The organism is Rhodococcus oxybenzonivorans, assembly GCF_003130705.1.
In the GTDB taxonomy this organism is placed as follows: domain Bacteria; phylum Actinomycetota; class Actinomycetes; order Mycobacteriales; family Mycobacteriaceae; genus Rhodococcus_F; species Rhodococcus_F oxybenzonivorans.
Genome location: NZ_CP021354.1, coordinates 2,262,888 through 2,286,808 on the forward strand (window position 1 = coordinate 2,262,888; position 23,921 = coordinate 2,286,808).

At 66.4% G+C, this 23,921-nt stretch carries 21 protein-coding genes and 3 tRNA genes; 14 read left to right on the forward strand and 10 right to left on the reverse strand.

Annotation, left to right across the window (positions count from 1 at the left end):
* Positions 1-17 precede the first annotated feature (17 nt).
* The 10 genes from clpS (at position 18) to rdgB (ending at position 6,967) form a co-directional block, all read left to right on the forward strand.
* Positions 18-356 carry an ATP-dependent Clp protease adapter ClpS gene (clpS, locus tag CBI38_RS10870; protein WP_109328754.1) on the forward strand — a complete coding sequence of 113 codons (339 nt, stop codon included), beginning with the start codon at positions 18-20 and terminating at the stop codon, positions 354-356.
* A gap of 54 nt (positions 357-410) precedes the next feature.
* Complete coding sequence (gene aosR / locus CBI38_RS10875; protein ID WP_109328756.1) at positions 411-998, forward strand: oxidative stress transcriptional regulator AosR; 588 nt, start codon at positions 411-413, stop codon at positions 996-998.
* The gene (locus CBI38_RS10880) at positions 995-2,065 is read left to right on the forward strand and encodes a P1 family peptidase (RefSeq protein WP_109328758.1); all 1,071 of its coding nucleotides are present in this window, start codon (positions 995-997) and stop codon (positions 2,063-2,065) included. The genes aosR and CBI38_RS10880 overlap by 4 nt, the downstream gene beginning before the upstream one ends.
* A 34-nt stretch (positions 2,066-2,099) precedes the next feature.
* Complete coding sequence (locus tag CBI38_RS10885; protein ID WP_201453551.1) at positions 2,100-2,576, forward strand: M67 family metallopeptidase; 477 nt, start codon at positions 2,100-2,102, stop codon at positions 2,574-2,576.
* 61 nt (positions 2,577-2,637) lie between these two features.
* Complete coding sequence (locus CBI38_RS10890) at positions 2,638-2,910, forward strand: MoaD family protein (RefSeq protein ID WP_109328760.1); 273 nt, start codon at positions 2,638-2,640, stop codon at positions 2,908-2,910.
* A 9-nt stretch (positions 2,911-2,919) separates the two neighbouring features.
* Positions 2,920-3,882: a PLP-dependent cysteine synthase family protein gene (locus CBI38_RS10895; protein WP_109328762.1), complete on the forward strand. Its 963-nt coding sequence runs from the start codon at positions 2,920-2,922 to the stop codon at positions 3,880-3,882.
* A gap of 19 nt (positions 3,883-3,901) precedes the next feature.
* Entirely contained in the window at positions 3,902-4,534 is a 633-nt protein-coding gene (locus CBI38_RS10900; protein ID WP_109328764.1) for a rhomboid family intramembrane serine protease, read from the forward strand.
* 224 nt (positions 4,535-4,758) lie between these two features.
* Positions 4,759-5,517, forward strand: coding sequence for a cyclic nucleotide-degrading phosphodiesterase (locus CBI38_RS10905; protein WP_204164907.1), 759 nt, complete (start codon positions 4,759-4,761; stop codon positions 5,515-5,517).
* 45 nt (positions 5,518-5,562) lie between these two features.
* Complete coding sequence (gene rph / locus CBI38_RS10910; RefSeq protein ID WP_109328768.1) at positions 5,563-6,348, forward strand: ribonuclease PH; 786 nt, start codon at positions 5,563-5,565, stop codon at positions 6,346-6,348.
* A gap of 4 nt (positions 6,349-6,352) precedes the next feature.
* Positions 6,353-6,967, forward strand: coding sequence for an RdgB/HAM1 family non-canonical purine NTP pyrophosphatase (rdgB, locus tag CBI38_RS10915; protein ID WP_109328770.1), 615 nt, complete (start codon positions 6,353-6,355; stop codon positions 6,965-6,967).
* A 158-nt stretch (positions 6,968-7,125) separates the two neighbouring features.
* On the opposite strand, the gene CBI38_RS10920 is transcribed toward rdgB, so the two are convergent.
* The 5 genes from CBI38_RS10920 to CBI38_RS10940 all read right to left on the reverse strand — a co-directional run bounded on the left by CBI38_RS10920 (position 7,126) and on the right by CBI38_RS10940 (position 9,244).
* A complete protein-coding gene (locus tag CBI38_RS10920; protein WP_109328772.1) occupies positions 7,126-7,491 on the reverse strand; it encodes a DUF3817 domain-containing protein in 366 nt (121 codons plus the stop codon).
* On the reverse strand, positions 7,488-7,889 hold the full coding sequence (locus CBI38_RS10925) for a transcriptional regulator (RefSeq protein ID WP_109328774.1): 402 nt from the start codon (positions 7,887-7,889) through the stop codon (positions 7,488-7,490). Before CBI38_RS10925 ends, CBI38_RS10920 begins: the two co-directional genes overlap by 4 nt.
* A gap of 88 nt (positions 7,890-7,977) precedes the next feature.
* Positions 7,978-8,060: transfer RNA gene (locus CBI38_RS10930), tRNA-Leu, on the reverse strand.
* A 45-nt stretch (positions 8,061-8,105) separates the two neighbouring features.
* On the reverse strand, positions 8,106-8,588 hold the full coding sequence (locus CBI38_RS38970; protein WP_109328776.1) for an HNH endonuclease signature motif containing protein: 483 nt from the start codon (positions 8,586-8,588) through the stop codon (positions 8,106-8,108).
* Positions 8,585-9,244 carry a hypothetical protein gene (locus tag CBI38_RS10940; protein ID WP_109328777.1) on the reverse strand — a complete coding sequence of 220 codons (660 nt, stop codon included), beginning with the start codon at positions 9,242-9,244 and terminating at the stop codon, positions 8,585-8,587. Before CBI38_RS10940 ends, CBI38_RS38970 begins: the two co-directional genes overlap by 4 nt.
* Positions 9,245-9,699: 455 nt before the next feature.
* On the opposite strand from CBI38_RS10940, the gene CBI38_RS10945 reads away from it, so the two are divergent.
* Both CBI38_RS10945 and acpS read left to right on the forward strand, forming a co-directional pair.
* Positions 9,700-19,017, forward strand: coding sequence for a type I polyketide synthase (locus tag CBI38_RS10945; protein WP_109328779.1), 9,318 nt, complete (start codon positions 9,700-9,702; stop codon positions 19,015-19,017).
* Positions 19,018-19,028: 11 nt separating this feature from the next.
* Complete coding sequence (gene acpS / locus CBI38_RS10950) at positions 19,029-19,421, forward strand: holo-ACP synthase AcpS (protein WP_109328781.1); 393 nt, start codon at positions 19,029-19,031, stop codon at positions 19,419-19,421.
* A 66-nt stretch (positions 19,422-19,487) separates the two neighbouring features.
* Here acpS and CBI38_RS10955 read toward each other — a convergent pair whose 3' ends face one another.
* Entirely contained in the window at positions 19,488-20,189 is a 702-nt protein-coding gene (locus CBI38_RS10955; RefSeq protein WP_109328783.1) for a TetR family transcriptional regulator, read from the reverse strand.
* Between the two features lie 277 nt (positions 20,190-20,466).
* Positions 20,467-20,940 (reverse strand): thioredoxin-dependent thiol peroxidase, encoded by a 474-nt coding sequence (bcp, locus tag CBI38_RS10960; protein WP_109328785.1) that lies wholly within the window; start codon positions 20,938-20,940, stop codon positions 20,467-20,469.
* A 160-nt stretch (positions 20,941-21,100) separates the two neighbouring features.
* Here bcp and CBI38_RS10965 point away from each other — a divergent pair, with 160 nt between their 5' ends.
* Positions 21,101-21,322 carry a DUF3618 domain-containing protein gene (locus CBI38_RS10965; RefSeq protein WP_109334997.1) on the forward strand — a complete coding sequence of 74 codons (222 nt, stop codon included), beginning with the start codon at positions 21,101-21,103 and terminating at the stop codon, positions 21,320-21,322.
* Between the two features lie 128 nt (positions 21,323-21,450).
* On the opposite strand, the gene CBI38_RS10970 is transcribed toward CBI38_RS10965, so the two are convergent.
* Positions 21,451-21,523 (reverse strand) — tRNA-Lys (locus tag CBI38_RS10970).
* 289 nt (positions 21,524-21,812) lie between these two features.
* Between CBI38_RS10970 and CBI38_RS10975 the strand changes: the two genes are divergently transcribed.
* On the forward strand, positions 21,813-23,042 hold the full coding sequence (locus tag CBI38_RS10975) for a L,D-transpeptidase (RefSeq protein ID WP_109328787.1): 1,230 nt from the start codon (positions 21,813-21,815) through the stop codon (positions 23,040-23,042).
* Between the two features lie 58 nt (positions 23,043-23,100).
* On the opposite strand, the gene CBI38_RS10980 is transcribed toward CBI38_RS10975, so the two are convergent.
* Both CBI38_RS10980 and orn read right to left on the reverse strand, forming a co-directional pair.
* Positions 23,101-23,176: transfer RNA gene (locus CBI38_RS10980), tRNA-His, on the reverse strand.
* An 86-nt stretch (positions 23,177-23,262) separates the two neighbouring features.
* Positions 23,263-23,862: an oligoribonuclease gene (orn, locus tag CBI38_RS10985; protein WP_109334998.1), complete on the reverse strand. Its 600-nt coding sequence runs from the start codon at positions 23,860-23,862 to the stop codon at positions 23,263-23,265.
* Positions 23,863-23,921 lie beyond the last annotated feature (59 nt).

The following is a 23,921-nucleotide window of genomic DNA, read 5'->3' on the forward strand; positions in this document are numbered from 1 at the left end:
CGTCGTACCCTGGTGTCATGGCTTCTCGCTCGACGACAGCACCATTCGTGGATGCCGTGCCGGCATCGCCGCAGGTCACTCCTGCAGAATCGGAAGTCGTCGAGGTCGAGGACGTCAGCGATCGCCCCTGGGTGACCGTGGTGTGGGACGACCCCGTGAATCTCATGCACTACGTCACCTACATATTCCAGAAGCTGTTCGGATACAGCAAGGCCAAGGCGACGGAACTGATGATGCAGGTGCACTCCGAAGGCAAGGCCGTCGTGTCGAGCGGTTCCCGGGACAAGGTCGAGAACGACGTACGCAAGCTGCATGCGGCTGGCCTCTGGGCCACCATGCAGCGGGACAGCAGCTAAGTATCCAGTCGACAGTCAACTATTCGTTCGACAGTGAGGAAATCGGTACCCGACGTGCGGATGTGGACCAGGAAGAACTCGCTCGGCGGCGTGAAGTTGCGGTCTGAGATGGATGCCCACGAGGCGACGGTGTTGCGGTCGCTGGTCGCCTCCGTCCTCGGTCTCCTCGACGAACGCGCCCGTTCTGCTCCCGAGGACGAACTCGCCGCCCTCACCGGGATGCGCACCGGCCACACGACACCGCCCGACGAGGAGGTGCTCGCGCGGCTGTTGCCGGACTTCCATCGGCCCGGTGCCGACGCGCCGGACGACGCGGATGGGCGGGCGGAGGCGAAGGCGGACATCAACGGAGCGCTACGTGGACTCCACGAGCCGGAGATCATCGACGCGAAGATGGCCGCCGGCTCCGTCATCCTCCACACCGTTCCGGAGAACGGCGGCAAGGTGCTGCTGACGCCGGAACAGGCCGACGCCTGGTTGAGCGGGCTCAACGACGTCCGGCTGGCACTGGGAACCAACCTCGGCATCGACGCGGACACGCCCGACGAACTGGATCCCGACGATCCGCGGGCGCCCCATCTGGACATCTATCACTGGCTGACCTGGATGCAGGATTCGCTGGTTCAGGTACTCGCCCCTTGACTTCGACGACGCCGGGACGGACCGACTCGCTCATCGACGTCGCCGGACTGCGCGTGGGCCACCACCACGAAGTGGACCCCGACGCCACGCTCGGTAGCGGTGCGGCGACGGGATGCACGGTGGTGCTGGCACCGCACGGCGTCACCGCGGCCGTCGACGTCCGCGGCGGAGGGCCGGGCACCCGGGAAACGGACCTCCTCGATCCCAGTCACAGCGTGCAGAAGATTCACGCGATCCTTCTGACCGGCGGCAGCGCCTTCGGTCTCGCCGCTGCGGACGGCGTCATGCGCTGGCTCGAGGAACACGGCCACGGAATCGCCATGGGTCAGCCGGGTCAGGTGGTTCCGATAGTGCCGGGTGCGGTCATCTTCGACCTCCCGGTGGGAGACTGGACTCGACGTCCCACCGCCGAATTCGGTTACCTCGCATCGGACTCCGCTTCGTCGTCGGTGCTCTGCGGATCCGTGGGCGCCGGGGTGGGAGCGCGGGCGGGGGCTGTGAAAGGTGGGGTCGGCACGGCCGGGGTGGTCATCACCGACGGCCCGGCCCAGGGCGTCGCGGTGTCGGCCTTGATCGTCGCGAACCCCGTCGGATCCGTTTTCGACCCCAGGACCGGACTTCCGTGGGGAGTCGCCACCGCCGGCGCCGCCGCTTTCGGGCTGCGCGTACCGGCCACCGCCGAACTGACTGCGGCCAACGATCTCGTGGCCAAGGGGACGGTCCTCAACACCACCATCGGCGTCGTCGCCACCGACGCAGCCCTCGGTAAGGCTGCATGTCGTCGCATCGCCGTCGCGGGCCACGACGGGCTCGCCCGCGCGATTCGTCCCGCGCATTCCCCCCTCGACGGAGACACGATTTTCGCCGTGTCCACGGGATACCACCGAACCGGACCCCTCGCGGGCGTGCCGGACGCCTTCCCGCCGGACCTGCCCATTCTCGATGCGGTGTGTTCGGCCGCCGCAGACGTGGTGGAGCGAGCCGTCGTCGATGCCGTTCTGAGTGCCACCGCGGTCGCGGGAATTCCCACCTACCGCGAACTGTTTCCCTCAGCACTGCGTTCTTGAGGGCCGGTGGCCGACCGGCCCGTCCGCACTTAGGATGGCGCTCACGGAGGTGGCTGACGTGTTGGTGATTCGAGCGGATCTCGTCGACGCAATGGTGGCGCATGCCCGGGCGGATCATCCGGACGAGGCGTGCGGTGTCATCGCGGGGCCTGAGGGCTCCGATCGCCCCGAACGGCACATTCCGATGATCAATGCGGAGCGGTCTCCGACGTTCTACCGCTTCGACTCGGGGGAGCAACTTCGGGTGTGGCGGGCGATGGAGGAGGCCGACGAGGTTCCCGTGGTGATCTACCACTCGCATACCGCCACCGAGGCGTATCCGAGTAGAACCGATATCTCGTTCGCGTCCGAACCGGATGCGCACTACGTGCTGATCTCCACGCGGAACCCTGACAGCCACGACCTCCGCAGTTACCGCATCCTCGACGGCGAGGTCACCGAGGAACCCGTCGATGTGGTGCAAAGTTACAAGTTCGCCCACACGTCCGTGGCAGACGTTCCCGACAAGTGACCCCGCCGTCCTCCGCGGACGGGTCCGTGCCGGAAAAATCCCACACCTCGAGGAGCCGACCATGGCTGTCACCGTTTCGATCCCTACCATCCTCCGCGCGCACACCGGCGGTGAAAAGCGAGTAGAGGCAACAGGTCCCACTCTCTCTGCCGTCATCGACGATCTCGACGTCAACTACGGCGGCATCAAGGAGCGCCTGATCAACGACGGACGTCTGCACCGATTCGTGAACGTGTACGTCAACGACGAGGACGTCCGGTTCTCGGGCGGACTCGAGACCGAGGTGGCCGACGGAGACTCGGTCACCATCCTGCCTGCCGTCGCGGGAGGGTGATCGCAGCCGATGGCCCGGTTCGAGTCGCTGATCGAGACGCTCGGGAACACACCCCTCGTCGGACTGCCCCGGTTGTCGCCGCGCTGGACCGGGGATGCCCCGGTCCGGTTGTGGGCGAAACTCGAGGACCGTAACCCGACGGGCTCGGTGAAAGACCGGCCTGCTCTGCGCATGATCGAAGAGGCCGAACGGGACGGGGTGCTGGCGCCGGGCGCCACCATCCTCGAACCCACCAGCGGCAACACCGGAATCTCCCTCGCAATGGCTGCGAAATTGAAGGGGTACCGACTGATCTGCGTGATGCCCGAGAACACGTCCGTGGAGCGCCGTCAGCTTCTGACCATGTTCGGGGCACAGATCATCGACTCACCCGCGCGCGGCGGCTCCAACCAGGCCGTCGCGGTGGCCAAAGAACTGGCCGCCGAGCATCCCGAGTGGGTGATGCTCTACCAATACGGCAACCCCGCCAATGCACAGGCGCATTACGACACCACCGGGCCCGAGGTTCTGCGCGACCTGCCCGAGATCACTCACTTCGTGGCCGGGCTCGGCACGACGGGAACGCTCATGGGTACCGGGCGCTTCCTACGCGAACACGTCGACGGCATCGAAATCGTCGCGGCGGAACCGCGGTACGGAGAACTGGTGTACGGCCTCCGCAACATCGACGAGGGTTTCGTTCCCGAACTCTACGACGAGGCTGTGCTCACGTCGCGATTCTCGGTGGGCCCCGCCGACGCGGTACGCCGGACCCGTGAGCTGATCGAGATGGAGGGGATTTTCGCCGGCATCTCGACCGGGGCCATCCTGCACGCAGCACTCGGAGTCGCGCGTAAGGCCGTGAAGGCCGAACGAGCCGCGGACATCGCCTTCATCGTGGCCGACGGCGGCTGGAAATATCTGTCCACCGGCGCGTACGGCGGTACGGTCGAAGAAGCCGAGGAAGCATTGGAAGGGCAGCTGTGGGCGTGATGAGAACGGTGCGTGGAGCATGACTTCGTCGATCGATCCGGTGCAGCCGCAGCAGAAGCGGCCGCTGTGGCTGCAGTCGGCCGTCGTGATCGGCGTCTTCACCGTCCTGCTGTACGCGATCGAGGTCGTCGACGTGGTCTCGGGCGAGGTCCTCGAGAGGAACGGGGTACTGCCGCGATCGGTGGACGGTCTGTGGGGCATTCTCTTCGCGCCCGTTCTGCACGACGACTGGAATCATCTGATCGGCAACACCATTCCCCTCATCGTGCTCGGTTTCCTCGTGCTGCTGTCCGGGGTGGCCAGAGGACTCGCGGCGACCGGGATCATCTGGGTGATCGGGGGTCTCGGCACCTGGCTGACAGGTGGCGCATCCGACAACCACATCGGATCCTCCATTCTGATCTTCGGATGGTTGGCGTATCTCCTGGTGCGCGGGCTGTTCACCCGGCACTTCGGCCAGATTCTGCTCGGCGTCGTGGTGTTCGTCTTCTACGGCGGCATGTTGTGGGGCGTACTGCCCAGCCAGCCGCACGTCTCCTGGCAAGGTCACCTCTTCGGCGCGATCGGGGGAGTGCTCGCCGCCTGGGCTCTCTCGGCGGACGCCCGCAGGGAGCGCGCCCAGAAGTCGGTCGGGCCGCGTTCCCTCACCTGACTGTTGCCCGCCGGGATCACCACGCCCCGGCAGCGGGCGGTTGCCCACGGCGGGCCCGGCGGTAGTCGAGAGTCGGTCGGAGGAGGATACCGAGGGCGGCTTGCCTGGGCGAACATAGCCCGAATCTCGCGGCTAGGTCACAGTCGGTCATCAGTTGTGAAGTCGACGCGCCAATTCCGCCGGAAGCTTTTTCGGCGACGGGTCGCCATGGCAGCATGGCGGGTATGCGCATTACCGTCCTGGGGTGTTCAGGCAGCGTCTCCGGACCAGACTCACCCGCATCGGGCTATTTGTTGACGGCGCCGGACACTCCGCCGCTGGTAATGGACTTCGGGCCCGGTGTCCTCGGTGCTCTCCAGAAATTCGCCGATCCCGGTGAGGTGTCCGTGTTCCTCACCCACCTGCATGCCGATCACTGCCTGGACCTTCCCGGGCTGCTCGTCTGGCGCCGCTACCATCCGCACCCGCCGGAAGGTCGGGCCCTCGTCTACGGACCGTCCGACACCGCTCGCCGGATCGGCGTGGCGTCAGCGGAATGCGGTGGCGACATCGACGACATTTCCGACACGATCGAACTGCGCCACTGGGCGGACGGCGTTCCCGTCACCTTCGGTGACCTCACCATTACCGCCCGCCGCGTGAACCATCCGCCGGAGGCGTACGGACTCCGCGTGACCGACGGCACCGGCCGCACTCTCGTGTACAGCGGTGACACCGGCATGTGCGAAGAAGTGGTCGAACTGGCGCGCGGAGCCGACGTCCTGCTCGCCGAGGCATCGTGGACGCACAGCCCGGATCGGCCGAAGGGGGTGCATCTCTCCGGCACCGAAGCCGGCCAGGTCGCCCGCCGCGCCGAGGTCGGCGAACTTCTTCTCACCCACATCCCACCCTGGACCTCGCGGGAAGATGTCATCGCCGAGGCCAAGGCCGAGTTCTCCGGACCCGTTCACGCGGTGACCGCGAGCGGCGTCTACGACGTCTGAAGCCGTGTGCCCGGGCTCTCGGACCGGACGACTAGGCTCTCGGCTGTGACAACACGAGATGACGGTAGGGCGGACGACGAACTCCGCGAGGTCAAGATCACCCGCGGCTTCACCACACACCCCGCAGGATCGGTGTTGGTCGAATTCGGCAACACGAGGGTGATGTGCACGGCAAGCGTCGAGGACGGCGTGCCCCGATGGCGTCAGGGCTCCGGGCTGGGCTGGCTGACCGCTGAATACGCGATGCTGCCCGCTGCCACCCACACCCGCAGCGGACGTGAGTCCGTGAAGGGCAAGGTGGGTGGCCGGACTCAGGAGATCAGCCGATTGATCGGCCGTTCCCTCCGCGCGTGCATCGACCTCGCCGCCATCGGCGAGAACACCATCGCGCTCGACTGCGATGTCCTGCAAGCGGACGGGGGAACCCGCACCGCCGCCGTCACCGGAGCCTATGTCGCGCTGGTCGACGCAGTCACGTATCTGCGGGCGGCAGGCCGGCTCACAGATCCGCAACCGATTTCCTGCGGAATCGCCGCGGTGAGTGTCGGCGTGGTCGATGGTCGTGTTCGACTCGATCTGCCCTACGAGGAGGATTCCAGGGCAGAGGTCGACATGAACGTGGTGGCCACCGACACGGGCACACTCGTCGAGATCCAGGGCACCGGCGAAGGAGCCACCTTCCCGCGCAGCACCCTCGACAAACTTCTCGATTCGGCTCTGGCGGGTTGCGAGCAATTGTTCGAAATCCAGAAGACCGCACTGGAACTGCCGTATCCCGGCGTCCTGCCCGAACCCAAGGTCGTGGTGCCGAAGAAGAAGTTCGGGAGCTAGTCCGGTGCCGGGAACACGGGTGCTCGTGGCCAGCCGCAACGCGAAGAAACTCCGGGAGCTCCATCGAGTACTCGACGCCGCGGGGGTAAAGGGCGTCGAATTGGTCGGTCTCGATGACGTACTTCCTTATCCCGAAGCTCCCGAGACAGGAGCGACGTTCGAGGAGAACGCATTGGCGAAGGCGCGCGACGGGGCTCGGGCCACCGGATTGGCCTGTGTGGCAGATGATTCGGGCTTGGAAGTGGATGCCCTGAACGGCATGCCCGGCGTGTTGTCGGCGCGGTGGTCCGGCACGCACGGCCGTGACGAGGCCAACACGGCGCTGGTCCTCGCGCAGCTCGGTGACGTTCCCGACGACCGTAGGGGAGCGGCGTTCGTCTCCGCGTGCGCGCTGGTTGTGCCCGGTGGGGAGGAGACGGTGGTCCGCGGTCAGTGGCGGGGGACTATTGCCCGCGAGCCGGTCGGTGACGGAGGATTCGGTTACGACCCGGTGTTCGTGCCGGAAGGAAGCAGCCGCTCGGCAGCACAGTTGTCGCCGGAGGAAAAGGACGCGGCCTCACATCGGGGTCGCGCACTGACCCAGCTCATTCCCGCGCTGGCCAAGCTCGCCGAGAGCTGACGCCCGTCGGGTACGACAAATGTGGACGGGAGGGTTTCATGTCTCCGATGATGGTGCCGCAAACACCGCTCGGATGGTTGGTCTACGTGATCGCTCTGATTACAGGTCAGCCGGTCATCATGTGACCGGCTGATCAACGCCGACTATTCGAACACTGATCAGATCCCGAAGTCGGAACGGACCTGCTTGGTGCGCTGATGCTCTACGTAGAAGGACAGGAACGGAATGGTCCCGGCGAGCAGAGTTCCGACGGTACGACCCGCGGGCCAGCGCACCTTCACTGCCAGATCCAGCGTGACCAGCAGGTAGACGAAGTACACCCAACCGTGCACCACGGCAATCCACGTGGGCAGATTCTCGACCTGGAAGATGTACTTGGCGACCATTTCCGCTGTGAGGACGAGCAGCCACACACCGGTGGCATAGGCAAGAACCCGGTAGCGCAGCAGCGCGGGAGCGATCTTCTTACGCTTGTCCGCGTCGACGACCGAACCGGACACAGTCTCGTCCTGACCCGTGCTCACGTGGTGCTCCTATCGTTCTCGCGAGCTGCCAGCTCGGCGAGATACTCGTTGTACTGCTGAACTTGGAGAATTTCGAGATCATCCGAAGCGTCTTCGGCGGCGACTGCGTCGACCGTGGGACGAGGAGGAAGCACGTCGGCCGGAATTTCCCGCACCTCGTCGGCTGCCTTCTCTGCCTCCGCCGGATCGGCGTCCTCGAGCTGAACGAAACGCCGATACGCATAGATGAAGAACACCGCGAACAATGGCCACTGGAACGCATACCCGAGGTTCTGACCGTTGCCCCCCACCGCCTCGAAGCGCTCCCACTGCCACCAACCCAGCGCGAGGCACGTCACAGCCCCGGCGACCACCAGCACGACGAGTGCGGGTCGGCTTCGTCTACGGTTTCCGGACACGATGACGACGGTACCCGAAACGGTGATTGCCCTGCTAGGAGAGGTGGGCGGTATGGGCGCGGTCACACGCCCACACCGACCCGAACCGTGCGCGAGGGGGGATTCGAACCCCCACGCCCTTTCGGACATCAGGACCTAAACCTGACGCGTCTTCCCTTCCGCCACTCGCGCGCGAACGACAGAGTACGCCATGGACAAGGCGTCCCCGCACACGCTTCAGCCGGCGCGCTCGCTCCTGTCGCGGCTTTTTCGTCCCGCCCACGTTGCAGTCTGTGTGTGACAGTTGGGACAGAGGAAGCGGACCTCCTCCGGACGGGAGTCGAGCGAGTCCCCACGGATGTGGTCGACGTGCAGAGTTAAAGGGCTTCCGCACCACTCCGCGTCCAGCCCGCAGATTGCGCACTTGTAGGGGACTCCGGCTTCGATCAAGGCGCGGCGCAGAAGATGTGGCTTAACCCGTGCGCTGCCCGGAGGGCGGCGAATCAGGATCTCCTCCCACGTCATTCGGTTCTTTGCCGGTTTGCCTTTCGTGTGTGCGCTACCGGTGAAGTGCGTTGTATCGATGCCGAACTTCCGGATTCGGCGACTCAAATGCGCCTGCATTCCGCCGGACGGGCGTAGCCCGAGAAAACGGATTACGCCGGCCACGCTCGTCGATTCTGCGACCGCCTGCTCGAGAACCTCCCGGGTGTACTTCACCGTGCACCCGTAAGCCGTCGCTGAGCTCGCTGGTACCGCCAGATCGCGTGGGAGAGGGTGGCCGCGGTGACATCGAAACGGACGGCGGCGGCCGCGAGGAGTTCCTCGGCCATCGCATTCGTCACCTCCACCTCCGGTGCAACAGCGTCGATGACGAAATCCTGGAGGAGGCAACGGCTTTCGGGAGTGTGTAGGCCGAGTTGCACCACGAAGCACTCCCATGTGGCGCTGCCGAAGCCGGCGATCTGGACGAGTGCGGAGCGGAGCACGTCGTCGTCCCGCAACTCGGATGACCGCCTGCATCCGGCGGCGACCAACGAGCGGGCGGCAAGTGCGACGGCCTCCGCCTTGGTGGTGTAGTTGCCCGGGACCCGCTGCCGGTTGCCCAGCACGGCGATCAGCTCCGCTGGGTCGTCGGCGTACTCGGACAGGGCGCCCAGATCGTCGAGCGGCACGCCTCGGTGCGCGCGCCAGCGGCCTATGACGGCACGCACCCCGGAAGCCGGCGTGCCGTAGGTGGCGCGGGCGGAGAACGCCGCGTCGAGCAGACCGGCCTCGATCTCGCGTGGCCAGCCCTCCGTCCAGTGTGGCCATGCGTCCCGAGGTAGTTCCGCGGCGATGTAGTCGATCAGGTCACGAACGTGTGCGGTGCTCATTGTTTCCCCCCGGAGAACGATGTGTGTGCGTCGATGGTTCGAACGTTAGTTCGAGGGTCCGACACGGTTCGGGACCGAGTCGATCGGACACGGTGACGTCACGGCGGATGGGCACGACCTAGGCACTTCGTCAAGGTGGTAACAGATTGATAACGATTAATGTGAGGCTTTCCTCAGGTTCTAGGACGTCCTTGCACCGCCGCGTCCAGCGACGACGCGACCTACTCGAGAGTCACTTTTCGAACGCTCTGTGATCGACATCACGCGCATGTGGCGCCATGTCGAGCTCGTGTCGCTGCACTCTCCGTGAACGTGAGGAATTCCTCATGATTCTGTGTCAACCTTGTACAGCCCGGAAGTGCTGATCAGAGCCGATGCAGCAGGCACACGATGCCGAGGGCGGCAGACCAGCAATCCCCACCTCCCCGTAGAGGTGACCAGGAGAGGACTTACGCGTGACGATTGACGACACGACACCCGCAGGAAATGGAAGAAACTCGAAGGGTTCGCGGCGCATCGGCGTAGACCGGGACGACACTCGGTCGTCGAGCAAGACCACACTCGCCGACCGTCTGGTCGGCGGCGAACCGTATGCCCTCGCCTTCGGTGGCCAGGGTGCGCCCTGGCTGAGCTCGCTCGAGGAGCTGAGCCGCGACAACGGTCTCGAGCCGGCTTTGACCAAGCTCGTGAACGAGGCCGCCGAGTACCTCGCCCCGGTGGCGCAGGAGCTGCTCGTCGTGCGTCCGGTCGGATTCGACCCCATCGCGTGGATCCTCGAGCAGGAACTCGCCGACGAAGAAGACGGTGCCCCGGCGGCCGGACCTTCTGCCGCTGCTCTCACGTCTGCAGCAGTCTCCCTTCCCGGTGTCTTCCTGACACAGATCGCCGCGCTGCGTGCGCTGGCGGCTCAGGGCCTCGATCCCACCGTGACGGCACCCGTGTCGGTGATCGGCCACTCCCAAGGACTTCTCGCTGCGGAGGCCGTTGCGACCTCCGGCAACAAGGACGGCGAACTTCTCGCCCTCGCTCAGCTGATCGGTGCCGCTGCCGGACTGGTGGGTCGTCGTCGCGGAGTGATCTCTGCGGCCGACTCCACCCCGATGCTTGCCGTGTCCAACGTCGACCCGGCGCGCCTGCATCAGATCGTCGAGGAGCTCGCCGAGGGCCTCGAGCCCGAGCGCGCCGCTGTACTCGGCATCCGTAACGCCCGGCGCCGCGTCGTGCTGTCCGGCCCGCCGGCCCAGCTGGCGCGGGTGCAGCAGCGCTGCGAGCAGATCGAGGCCGACGAAGCCCGTGAGCGCGACGCCAAGAAGCGTGGCGGCTCCATCTTCTCGCCCGTGTTCGAGCCGCTCCCGGTCGAGATCGGCTTCCACCACCCGGCTCTCGCGGAGACCGTCGATATCGTCGGCCAGTGGGCCGCCCGTTGCGGTCTCGACGAAGACAAGGCTCGCGCCCTCACAAGTGCCTGCCTCGTCGACCCCGTCGACTGGGTCGAGGCCGTCGACAGCACCATCGACGCCGGCGCATCCTGGATCCTCGATCTCGGACCCGGTGACCTTCTCACCCGTATGACGTCGGCCAGCGTGCGCGGGCAGGGCGTCGGCATCGTCGCCGCTGCCACCCGCGGCGGCCACCGCAACCTGCTCACTCCGGGTGCGGCACCCGAGGTGCCCGCTGCGTGGACCGAATTCCTTCCGAAGCCGGTCGCGCTGCCCGGCGGACGTATCGGCGTCGAGACCGCATTCACCAAGCTGACCGGTCGTTCGCCGATCCTGCTCGCCGGCATGACCCCCACCACGGTCGACCCGAAGATCGTCGCCGCAGCTGCCAACGCAGGCCACTGGGCCGAGCTCGCCGGTGGTGGCCAGGTGACCGAGCAGATCTTCGCCGACCACGTCGAGGAGCTCACGGGGCTGCTCGAGCCGGGTCGGGCCGTGCAGTTCAACTCGATGTTCCTCGACCCCTACCTGTGGAAGCTCCACGTCGGTGGCAAGCGCCTCGTCCCCAAGGCCCGCGCCGCCGGTGCCCCGTTCGACGGCGTCGTCGTCACCGCCGGCATCCCGGAGCTCGAGGATGCCGTCTCGATCATCGAGGACCTCACCGAGGCCGGATTCAGCTACGTCGCGTTCAAGCCGGGCACGGTCGCGCAGATCCGTTCGGTGATCCGCATCGCCAACGAGGTTCCCTCGTTCCCCGTCATCGCCCACATCGAGGGCGGCCGCGCCGGTGGTCACCACTCGTGGGAAGACCTCGACGACCTGCTCCTCGACACCTACGCCGAGCTGCGTACCCGACCGAACCTGGTCCTGTGCGTAGGTGGCGGCATCGGCACGCCGGAGCGGGCTGCCGACTACCTGACAGGCCGCTGGTCCGTCGCGCACGGCTTCCCGGCGATGCCGCTGGACGGCATCCTGGTCGGTACCGCCGCCATGGCCACCCTCGAGGCGACCACGTCTCCCGAGGTGAAGCAGCTCCTCGTCGACACCCCCGGTACCGCGGACTGGGTCGGTGCGGGCACCGCCGAGGGCGGTATGGCCTCCGGTCGTAGCCAGCTCGGCGCCGACATCCACGAGATCGACAACGCCGCGTCCCGCACGGGCCGCCTGCTGGACGAGGTCGCCGGTGACGCCGACGCCGTTGCCGCGCGTCGCGACGAGATCATCGAGGCACTGAACGTCACGGCGAAGCCGTATTTCGGCGACGTCGAGACGATGACGTACGAGCAGTGGCTGCGCCGCTACCTCGAACTGGCCGTCGGCATCGACGCCGCGAAGGCATTCGACTGCGGTTCCGACCTGCAGGACGCCATCGACGAGGCCACCACCAGCCCCTGGCTCGACATCACCTGGCGCAAGCGTTTCGGTGAGATGCTGCAGCGCACCGAGTCGCGTCTGCACCCGGTCGACCGCGGACCGATCCCCACCCTGTTCGCCGAAGACGCGATCCTGGAGCGTCCCGAGGCTGCTATCTGCGCACTGCAGGCTCAGTACCCGGACTACGCGACCACGGTTCTGCACCCCGCCGACGTGTCGTTCTTCGTCTCGCTGTGCAAGACGCCCGGCAAGCCGGTCAACTTCGTTCCCGTGGTGGATGGTGACGTCCGCCGCTGGTGGCGCTCCGATTCGCTGTGGCAGGCACACGACCCCCGCTACACCGCGGACCAGGTCTGCGTCATCCCCGGCACCGTCGCCGTCGCCGGCATCACGCGCGTCGACGAGCCCGTCGGTGAGCTGCTCGACCGCTTCGAGAAGGCCACCTACGACGAGCTGGTCACCGCCGGTGCGTCGCCGCTGTCGCTGCTCGCGCGCCGTCACGCCGACATCGCGCGTGGCCTCCTCGACACCGTCCTGTCGGCTCCCGACATCCAGTGGGCCTCGCGTCTGACTCTGAACCCGGTTCGCCGGCTCGGTGACCTCGACAAGTGGTCGGTCGAATCCGACACCCGCGCGGTGCACGAGACCACCGGTGCCGAGCTCTCCGTGATCGGCGACCAGCAGGTGCTCCTCACTGTTCCGCTGGTGGCAGGCAAGTCCGTCCAGATCACCATCACCGTTCCGGCCTCCGTCGCGGACGGTGGCGCACCCCTGGTCACCGAGACCGATGCCGAGAAGTCGATGACCGCACTCCTCGCGGTCGCGGCCGGTCAGGAACTGCCGGCCGTCAAGAACGGTGTCGCTCGCCTCAACCTGGCCTGGACCCCGGATTTGATCGCCGACCACGCCGGTGTCACCGGTTCGGGCCTGCCCACGACGCTGAGCGTCAGTGGCAAGGCGGTCCCGGACGTGGTCGTCGGCGCCTGCTGGCCGGCCGTGTTCGCCGTGCTCGGTGCCGCGAAGACCGAAGACTCGCTCTCGGTCATCGAAGGCATGCTCGACTTGGTCCACCTCGATCACAGCGTCGACTTCGTGGGTGAATTGCCTTCGGAGACCAGCATTCTCGTCGTCAAGGCCGAGGTCGCCTCGGTGCTCGACACCGACCTGGGTCGCGTCGTCGAGGTCAAAGCCGAGGTCGGCGCGATGCTCGGTGAGGGCCTCGACGCGCCCGCCGTCGTCACCCTCTCGGAGCGCTTCGCCATCCGCGGCCGCACCGGCAAGGGCGAGCTGTCCGATCCGGCCCGCGCCGGAGGTTCGCTCAGTGACGAGGTCGTGGACACCCCGCGTCGTCGTCGCCGCGACACCACCATCGTCGCGCCCCGCAACATGGGCTCCTTCGCTCAGGTGTCGGGTGACCACAACCCGATCCACACCTCCGACAACGCCGCGCTCCTCGCCGGACTCGGCAGCCCGATCGTGCACGGCATGTGGCTCTCGGCCGCAGCCCAGCAGGTCGTCACCGCCGTGGACCCGGGCGAGACCAAGACGCCGCCGCGCCGTCTCACCGCCTGGACCGCCCGCTTCCTCGGGATGGTCCGCCCCGGCGCCGAGATCGACGTTCGCGTCGACCGCGTCGCCGTGGACCGTGGCGCCGAGATCGTCGAGGTCGGGTGCCGCATCGACGGTGAACTGGTGATGGTCGCAACGGGTCGCACAGCGGCTCCGAAAACCGTCTACGCGTTCCCAGGACAGGGCATCCAGCGTCCCGGCATGGGTCTCGACGCCCGCGCCCGCTCCAAGGCCGCCCGCGAGATCTGGGACCGCGCCGACAAGCACACCCGCAAGGCTCTCGGCTTCTCGATCCTCGCCGTGGTCCGCGACAACCCGACGGTCGTCAAGGCCCGGGGTGTCGAGCACAAGCACCCGGACGGTGTCCTGCACCTGACCCAGTTCACCCAGGTCGCGATGGCGACGCTCGGTGTGGCTCAGGTTGCCGAGCTCCGCGAGTCCGGTGCCTTCGTCGAGGGTGCCCTGCTCGCAGGCCACTCGGTCGGTGAATACAACGCCCTCGCGGCGGTCGCCGGTGTACTTCCCCTGGAAGCCGTTCTCGAGGTGGTCTTCCAGCGTGGTTCCGCCATGCACGCCCTGGTGCCGCGTGACGAGGCCGGGCGCTCCGACTACCGGATGGCCGCTATCCGGCCCTCGCAGATCGGTCTCGCGGACGAGGACGTCGAGTCGTTCATCGGTGAGATCGCCTCGGCAACAGGCGAATTCCTGCAGGTTGTGAACCTGAACCTGCGTGGCTCGCAGTACGCCATCGCGGGCACGGTGGCCGGACTCAACGCGCTCGAGAAGGAAATCGACGTCCGCCGTGAGGCTTTCGGCGGCAAGCGCGCCTACATCATGGTCCCGGGCATCGACGTCCCCTTCCACTCGACGGTTCTGCGCGGCGGTGTCGACGACTTCCGTGGTCGCCTCGAAGAACTGCTTCCGCAGGACATCGACCCGGCCATTCTGATCGGGCGTTACATTCCGAACCTCGTACCGAAGCCGTTCTCGCTGAAGCGTGAGTTCGTGCAGGAGATCGCGGACCTCGTGCCGTCAAAGCCGCTGCAGAAGGTTCTGAAGGACTTCGACTCGTGGGCGGCACAGCCGTCGCAGCTCACGCGCATCGTGCTCACCGAGCTTCTGGCCTGGCAGTTCGCGAGCCCGGTCCGGTGGATCGAGACGCAGGACCTGCTGTTCGCCGACGAGGCCGAAGGTGGACTGGGTGTCGAGCGCTTCGTCGAGATCGGTCTGGGCTCCGTCCCGACCGTCGCGAACCTCGCTTCGCAGACCCTCAAGTTGCCGGGACGCTTCGGCTACCCGGTCGAGGTCCTCAACATCGAGCGTGAAGCCGCCATCGTGTACTCCACCGACGTGGATCCGGCGCCGGTCGAAGACGACGAGCCGGCAGCACCGGCAGCCGAGGCACCCGCCGCATCGGCAGCCCCCGCTGCCGCTCCGGCCCCCGCGGCAGCCCCCTCGGGTGGCCCGCGTCCCGACGACATCGCCTTCAAGGCAGCCGACGCCACCAAGGTTCTGATCAGCCTGTGGACCAAGCTGCGTCCCGATCAGGTCGGCCCCGTCGACACGATCGAGGCTCTGTGCGACGGCGTGTCCTCGCGGCGTAACCAGCTGCTCGTCGACCTCGGTTCCGAGCTCTCGCTCGGCGCGATCGACGGTGCCGCCGACGCCGATATGGGTTCGCTGGCTGCCACGGTCGACTCGCTGGCCCGTACGTACAAGCCCTTCGGCCCGGTGCTGTCCGACTCGATCAACGATCACCTCCGCAAGGTCTTCGGCCCGTCGGGTCGACGTCCCGCGGCCATCGCGGACCGAGTCAAGAAGGTTTGGGAGCTGGGTGACGGCTGGGCGCACCACGTCACCGCGGAGGTGGCGCTCGGAACCCGCGACGGTTCCAGCATCCGCGGCGGTGACCTCGGTGGTCTCGCAGGCGGTGGTCTCGCCGACGGCGCCGCAGTAGACGCTGTCATCGACAGCGCAGTCGCCGCAGTGGCCTCGCGCCGTGGGATCAGCGTTTCGCTCCCGGCAACGGGTGGCGGAGCCGGTGGCACCGTCGACGCCGCGGCACTGGGTGAGTTCACCGAGCACATCACGGGCCGCGACGGCGTGCTGGCCTCGGCAGCCCGCCTCGTGCTCGAGCAGCTCGGTTTCGCCGGTGACACGGCGACGGCAGCGGCGCCGACCGACACCGAACTCGTCGACCTCGTGTCGGCGGAACTCGGTTCGGACTGGCCGCGACTGGTGGCTCCCGCATTCGACGGAAAGCGGGCGGTCCTGCTCGACGACCGCTGGGCATCCGCCCGGGAGGATCTGGCCCGACTGTGGATCGACGCGGCCGGCTCCGAATCGCTCGAGATCGAAAGCTTCGCCGGTGCAGGCAAGTCCGTTGCGGCGCAGGCCGCATGGTGGCAAGCCCGCGCAACCGACGAGGGTCGTGCGGCTCTGGCCGAGAAGTACGGGCGTATCGCCGCGGCGGCAGCTGTCGTCACCGACGAGACGCCGGAATGGGCAGACCAGGTCGCCGTCGTCACCGGTGCCAGCAAGGGGTCCATCGCGGCCGCGGTCGCAGGCAAGCTCCTCGCGGGCGGCGCGACGGTCTTCGTGACCACCTCGCGTCTCGACGACAAGCGACTCGGCTTCTACCGCGACCTCTACCGCCGCAATGCTCGCGCCGGTGCCGCCCTGTGGGTGGTTCCCGCGAACATGGCGTCGTACACGGACATCGACGCGCTCATCGAGTGGATCGGTGAGGCCCAGTACGAAACTGCCGGTGGATCGAAGAAGCTCGTCAAGGAAGCGGTCACCCCGACCTTGCTGTTCCCGTTCGCCGCGCCCCGCGTGGCCGGTGACCTGGCCGACGCCGGCGCCCGCGCCGAAATGGAGATGCGAGTTCTCCTGTGGTCGGTGGAACGCCTGATCGGCGGGCTGTCGAAGATCGGCTACGACCGTGACGTCGACACTCACCTGCACGTAGTTCTGCCCGGCTCCCCGAACCGCGGTCTGTTCGGTGGCGACGGCGCGTACGGCGAGGCCAAGGCCGCGCTCGACGCAGTGGTCGGCCGCTGGAAGGCCGAGCGCAACTGGGCCGAACGCGTCACCCTGGTGCACGCTCTCATCGGCTGGGTCCGCGGAACCGGACTGATGGGCGGCAACGACCCGCTCGTCGAGGCCGTCGAAGGTGCCGGAGTCCGTACCTGGTCCACCCAGGAAATGGCCACCGAGCTGCTGCAGTTGTGCGAGCCCGAGGCACGTCGCCTCGCGTCCGCCGAGCCGCTCGCCGCCGATCTGACCGGTGGGCTCGCCCAGGCGAACCTGGACCTGCCCGCGCTGGCGAAGCAGGCTCAGGAAGCTGCTGCTGCCGAGGCCGAGGAGGACACGGCCGAGCTCGACACCATCGCGGCTCTGCCCGCCCCGCCGCGGGTCTCGGAGTCGGCGGCACCGGCCTGGTCGGGAGTCACTGCGGCCCCGGAGGACCTCGTGGTCATCGTCGGTGCCGGGGAGCTCGGACCGTTCGGCTCCTCGCGTACCCGCTTCGAGATGGAGGTCGACGAAGAGCTTTCGGCGGCAGGCGTTCTCGAACTCGCGTGGAACACCGGACTGATCGTGTGGGAGACCACACCGTCGCCCGGGTGGTACGACGCAGAGACCGGGGATCTGGTTCCGGAAGCCGAGATCGCGGACCGGTACCACGACACCGTCGTCGAACGGTGCGGCATCCGCCGCTACGTGGACGAAGGCGCGATGGTCGATAACACCGCACCGCTGCTCACGTCGGTCTTCCTCGACAAGGACCTGAGCTTCGTGGTCGGCACCGAGGCGGAGGCACTGGCCTTCGTCGAGGCCGATCCGGACAACACGGTCGCGACTCCGGTCCCGGACAGCGGGGACTGGCAGGTCACCCGCCGGGCCGGTACCGAAATCCGCGTGCCGCGCAAGATGAAGCTCACGCGGAGTGTGGGTGGGCAGATCCCGACCGGATTCGACGTCACGAAGTGGGGCATCCCCGCCGACATGGCCGACTCCGTCGACCGGGTGGGCCTGTGGAACATCGTCGCCACGGTGGACGCGTTCCTCACCGGAGGGTTCACCCCCAGCGAACTGCTGCGGTGGGTGCACCCCTCGCTGGTCGCCAACACCCAGGGCACCGGCATGGGCGGCATGAGCTCGATGAGGTCGCTGTACATCGACACGCTGCTCGGTGAGAACCGGCCGAACGACATCCTGCAGGAAGCTCTGCCGAATGTGATTGCGGCGCACGTCGTCCAGTCTTACGTCGGCGGTTACGGCGCCATGGTCCACCCGGTTGCGGCGTGCGCCACGGCTGCGGTGTCCGTCGAAGAGGGCGTCGACAAGATCAAGCTCGGCAAGGCGCAGCTGGTCGTTGCCGGTGGATACGACGACCTCGGCACGGAAGGCATCATCGGATTCGGTGACATGTCTGCCACTGCCAAGACCGACGACATGCGCGCCAAGGGCATCGAGGATCGCCGCTTCTCGCGGGCCAACGATCGTCGACGCGGCGGGTTCGTAGAGTCGGCCGGCGGTGGCACCATCCTCCTCGCTCGCGGTGACGTGGCACTCGAGATGGGTCTGCCCGTCCTCGGTGTGGTTGCCTACGCCAGCTCGTTCGCGGATGGTGTCCACACATCGATCCCGGCTCCCGGAATCGGTGCGCTCGGTGCAGGTCGTGGGGGAGCGGATTCGCAGCTCGCTCAGTCTCTCCGCCGGCTCGGTCTCGGTGCCGACGACATCTCGGTGATTTCCAAGCACGACACCTCCACCGCGGCCAACGATCCCAACGAGGCGGAGCTGCACGAGCGCCTCGCCGGGGCCCTCGGCCGCAGCGAAGGTGCGCCGCTGTTCGTCGTCTCGCAGAAGAGCCTCACCGGACACTCCAAGGGTGGTGCCGCAGCATTCCAGCTGATCGGTCTCTGCCAGGTGCTGGATCAAGGTGTCGTCCCGCCTAACCGCAGCCTCGACTGCGTCGACGAGAAGATGGCCGAGTTCGAACACCTCGTGTGGGCTCGGGAGCCGCTGCGCTTCGGTGAGCAGTTCCCGCTGAAGGCTGGTCTGCTGACGAGCCTCGGCTTCGGTCACGTCTCCGGACTGATTGCGGTCGTCCACCCGCAGGCGTTCATCGAGTCGCTGCCGGCAGACAGGCGGGAGGCGTACCTCGCGCAGGCACGCAAGCGCACCGTCGAGGGTCAGCGTCGTCTGGTGAAGGCCATGGTCGGTGGCGGCAGCCTGTACGAGCGTCCGGCGGATCGTCGCTTCGGCGGCGACAGTGTGCCGGCCGCAGCGTCCCGTCAGCTGGAGGCGGACGTCCTGCTCACCGAGGCAGCACGCCTCGGAGCGGACGACGTATACAGCTCGGGTCTGCCCGGCTGCAAGTAGGAACAGGATCGATGGGAGTTCTGGGAATCGGCTTCGACCTCGTCACGGTGTCGGAGTTCGCCGAGCAGCTGGACCGGCCAGGTACGGCAATGCTCGACAACTTCACACCGGGCGAACGTCGAGACGCCGTGACCCGGAGCTCCGATCCGGCTCGGCATTTCGCGGCCCGATGGGCGGCGAAGGAGGCAGTGATCAAAGCATGGTCCACGGCCAACTTCGCCAGCCCGCCGGTGCTCCCCGAAATGATCCACCACCTGATCGAGGTGGTGACGGATGCGTGGGGACGGCCGAGCATCCGCTTACGCGGAGACGTCGCCGAGCATCTGACGGACGTGAAGATTCATATCTCGCTCACGCACGACGGCGACACCGCCGGTGCATTCGCGGTGATCGAAGCGGCGTAGGCGCTCCGCGCCCGTGCGCCTTTCTGGTAGCAGGAGCAACCAGAAAGGCGCACGGGACCGGAGGTCCTAGCCGGTGGTCGTAGTGGTGCGAGATTCCTTTTCGGCGACGAGCAGGTACGCCACCATCAACCGTTTCAGCTCTGCGACGGCATCGGCGTGGCTTTGGTCGTCCTGCACCGAGAAGTTCAGCATCGAGTAGACGACGTGAACGAGAACCTCGGCCATCATCGTGCGCCGCTCCCGCGTGGTTTGCGGGGTGAGCGGTGCGAGCATTCGTGAGACCTGCTCCGCGAACGCCTTCTCATGGATGGCCCCCGTGGCGCGGGTCGACGGGGTCGACTGCATCGCCAGCCACACCTCGCGTCGTGACGGATCCGACATCCACAAACCGGCCATGTGGTCGACGAAGGCGTTGAGGAAGCGTAGCCAGTCGAGAGACGGAACCTCACCGTTGAACTGCGCGAGCTCGTGTTGAACGCCGACGAGGTCCTGCCTGTTGAGCTCGCACACGATCACATACTTGTTCGCGAAGAATTGGTAGAGCGTGCCGATCGGCACATCGGCACGAGCGGCGACCTCCTCGCAGGTGAACGACTCGAATCCCACATCCACCAGCAATTCCCGCGACGCTGCGAGTAGCGCATCGAACTTGCGGCGACTACGTTCCTGGGTCGGACGTCGGCGGGGCAGGAGCTCCTGCGGGTCCGACTGCAGCTCCAGCGCCGGGTCCACACGGCGCGGTGCTTGCTTGCTGGCTGAAGACTCCACCGCCCCAGGCTATCGGTCTTTGCTCCGGATTCCGAAGACCCGTCCCGGTGGCTCGTCGGGTTTTGCCAGGACGTGGCCACCGATCGGGTGGTTTCCCGGGCGAACAATGTGATGGCCCACAAATAGCCGACGGCAGGAATTCCGCCACATCACCACCTGGCGACGAGAGCGGCTGAGACCGGTTGGTGGGCGGCGTTCGACGTCCCCTGAAAGTCGCACCCGGCCCGCGGAGGAGTTCGGGCGTACTGCGCCGAAGGCCGGGTGGGACGGAATGCGCTCAGACGGAAAGGTCCCGTCGCAGCTTGGCCACATGGCCGGTGGCGCGAACGTTGTACTGCGCGACCTCGATCTTGCCCTCCTCGTCGACGAGGAAGGTGGAACGGATGACGCCCTGAACGGTCTTGCCGTACATCTTCTTCTCCCCGAATGCGCCCCACGCCTCGAGTGTGGACTTGTCCGGGTCCGACAGGAGCGGGAACGTCAGTTCCTCGGTGTCGCGGAACTTGGCCAGCTTGGCCGGCTTGTCGGGGGAGATGCCGATCACGTCGATGCCGGCTCCGTTAAGTTCCGCCAGATTGTCGCGGAAGTCGCACGCCTGCTTGGTGCAACCGGGGGTGCTGGCGGCCGGGTAGAAGTACACGACGACCTTGCGTCCGCGGTAATCGGCGAGAGACACCTCGTTGCCGTCGGCATCGGGGAGGGTGAAGGCGGGTGGAGTGTCTCCGGGAGAGAGTCTGCTGTTGTCGGTCACGACACGTCACGCTACCGGGACGGCCTGACACCGGCGGTACATCCAATGGGGAGACGGAGTCGCGGGTGGCGTGTTCTCGTCTACGGTTGACGCAAGTGTGAGATCTTCGCGATAGCGTCGCTCTCGCTGATCGAACCATTCGAACAAGTTGGAGGATACGTTGCCCAGGGACACCGACAGCATCGAGCGTGAAATCGAGAACGCGCGCAATCAGCTCGCAAGCACACTCGACGAATTGACGGTCCGCACCAACCCGAAGCGTCTCGTGGAGAACACGAAGCAGACGCTGATCGCGAAGTTCAACGAGCCGGCGGTCAAGTACGGACTGATCGCCGTAGGTGCGGTGGTGGGGCTCCTGGTGCTCCGCAAGGCGCTGCGCTGACCGATTCGTGGTGACGCCGCCGGGACTGTGACCGCACATCCCGGCGGCTGTTCGCTGTTCGGGCGGAACGACAAGCGCAAGAAGAAAGGCCCTCACCTTCCAAAGAAGGTGAGGGCCTTTCCTGCAAGTGCGCCCACAGGGACTCGAACCCCGGACCCAGTGATTAAGAGTCACTTGCTCTACCAACTGAGCTATAGGCGCTCGCTCTTGCGAGACAGAACAGTAGCGGACCGCTTCTCGGGAATGCAAATCGCCTGGTCGACGCCTCGCTCACCTCCCCGGCAGGAGATACAACCCGTAACAACGGCACCGCTGGTCACGATTGATATTCGAACGTTACTGGCACGCCCGGCGCTTGGTTGGAACCGGTCTCCGGCGGCTGGCATCATTGGAGACCACACGGTCTCGACGTGCTGATTCGTCTCGCGATGGCGAGGGGCGTGCCGGCTTGAACGTGACATCGGAGCGAGGACGTGAAGTGGGGTTAACCATGGGTGTGGGGCGCGGTAGGCGCATGCGTGCGCGATCGGTCTCGAAGACCGCGACAATTGTGGCGGCATCACTCGTATTCGCATTGTCGATCGCGGGATGCACGGTGTCCGACGCCGGCACCGTCACCTCGGAAGGGGAGGCGCCGATCGACTCCAATCCGGTCACCGAGTTGATCAAACCGAAGGTGACCGCATCGGCCACCGACGGAGCTGTCGGCTTCTCGCCGGGCCAGCCGGTCATCGTGTCGGTCGCAGACGGGACGCTGGCCGAGGTCACGATGTACAACCCCGAGGGTGTGCCGGTCGACGGCGCGATCGCACCCGACGGTCTGTCGTGGGTCAATACGGAACCACTGGGCTACGACAAGGAATACCGGCTCGAAGCCAAAGCGAACGGACTCGGCGGCGCGACCACGTCGACGTCGGTGTTCACCACCAGCGCGCCCGGTAACGTCACCAAGCCTTACGTGATGCCGGGCGATGGTGACGTGGTGGGCGTCGGCCAGCCGCTCGCCGTGCAGTTCGACGAAAACATCCCCGACCGACGGGCTGCCGAGGCTGCCATCACCGTCACGACGAATCCGCCCGTGGAGGGCGCGTTCTTCTGGGTCAACAACCGTGAAGTGCGGTGGCGTCCGCAAAACTTCTGGGCGCCCGGCACGACCGTCGATGTCAAGGTCGCCGTGTACGGCCGAGATCTCGGAGACGGACTGTTCGGACAGGAAGACGTCCACACCACGTTCACGATCGGTGACGCTCTGATCGCGACAGCCGATGACAACACCAAGCAGGTCACCTTCGAACGCAACGGTGAGGTGATCATGACGATGCCCACATCGATGGGTAAGGACGACACACCCACCGACAACGGCGTCTACATCATCGGCGACCGGTTCGCGAACCTCGTGATGGACTCGTCTACCTACGGAGTGCCCGTCAACTCTCCGCAGGGGTACAAGACGCCCGTCGACTGGGCCACGCGAATGTCCTACAGCGGCATCTTCTTCCACTCGGCGCCGTGGTCGGTGGGACAGCAGGGCTATTCCAACGTCAGTCACGGTTGCCTCAACCTCAGTCCCGCCAACGCGAAGTGGGTGTACGACAACACCAAGCGGGGAGACATCGTCGTCGTGAAGAACACGGTCGGCGGCACTCTGTCGGGCACCGACGGCCTCGGCGACTGGAACATTCCCTGGAACGTGTGGAAGGCAGGCAACGCCAGCGACTGAGTCCCTGGGACTGAACGCATACAAGAAAGCCCCCGGCCGAGGCCGGGGGCTTTCTTGTTGGGGTGAGTGACGGGACTCGAACCCGCGACAGCCAGGATCACAACCTGGTGCTCTACCAACTGAACTACACTCACCATGCGCTTTCGGCAGCCACCCGGAGGCGGTTACTTCGGCGAGGAAGATACTAGCGCGTCCGATGCCCGAGAAGCCAATCGGTATGTCAGGCGGGCCCGAGTTCTTCGACGATGGCAGCGATGTCGCTGGTAGACGGGCCGGGGTCAGGCACGAAGGCCGTTTTCCGGTAGTACCGCAGTTCGCGGATCGACTCCTTGATGTCGGCAAGGGCCCGGTGGGCGAGACCCTTTTCGGGTTGCCCGAAGTAGATCCGGGGATACCAACGACGGCACAGCTCCTTGATGGAGCTCACATCGATCATCCGGTAGTGCAGGTAGGTGTCGAGGTCGGGCATGTCGCGCGCGATGAATCCGCGATCCGTCGCAATGGAGTTACCGGCGAGCGGTGCGGTGCCCGCCACTGGAACATGCTCGCGAATGTAGGCGAGCACCTGCTGCTCGGCGTCGGCGAGCGTGACCGTCGACTTACGGACTTCCTCGGTCAGTCCCGAAGTCTGATGCATCTTGGTCACGACATCCGGCATGGCGGCGAGCGCTTCGTCGTCGGCGTGGATGACGATGTCGACACCCTCACCGAGAACGTTCAGCTCGCTGTCCGTGACCAGAGCGGCGATCTCGATCAGCTTGTCGGTACCGAGCCGGAGGCCCGTCATTTCACAGTCGATCCACACAAGTTTGTCCTGCACCAGGAACACAGTAGTCACGTGGGTCACGGGCTAAGGTCTGCGGTGGACACTTTCTCCCG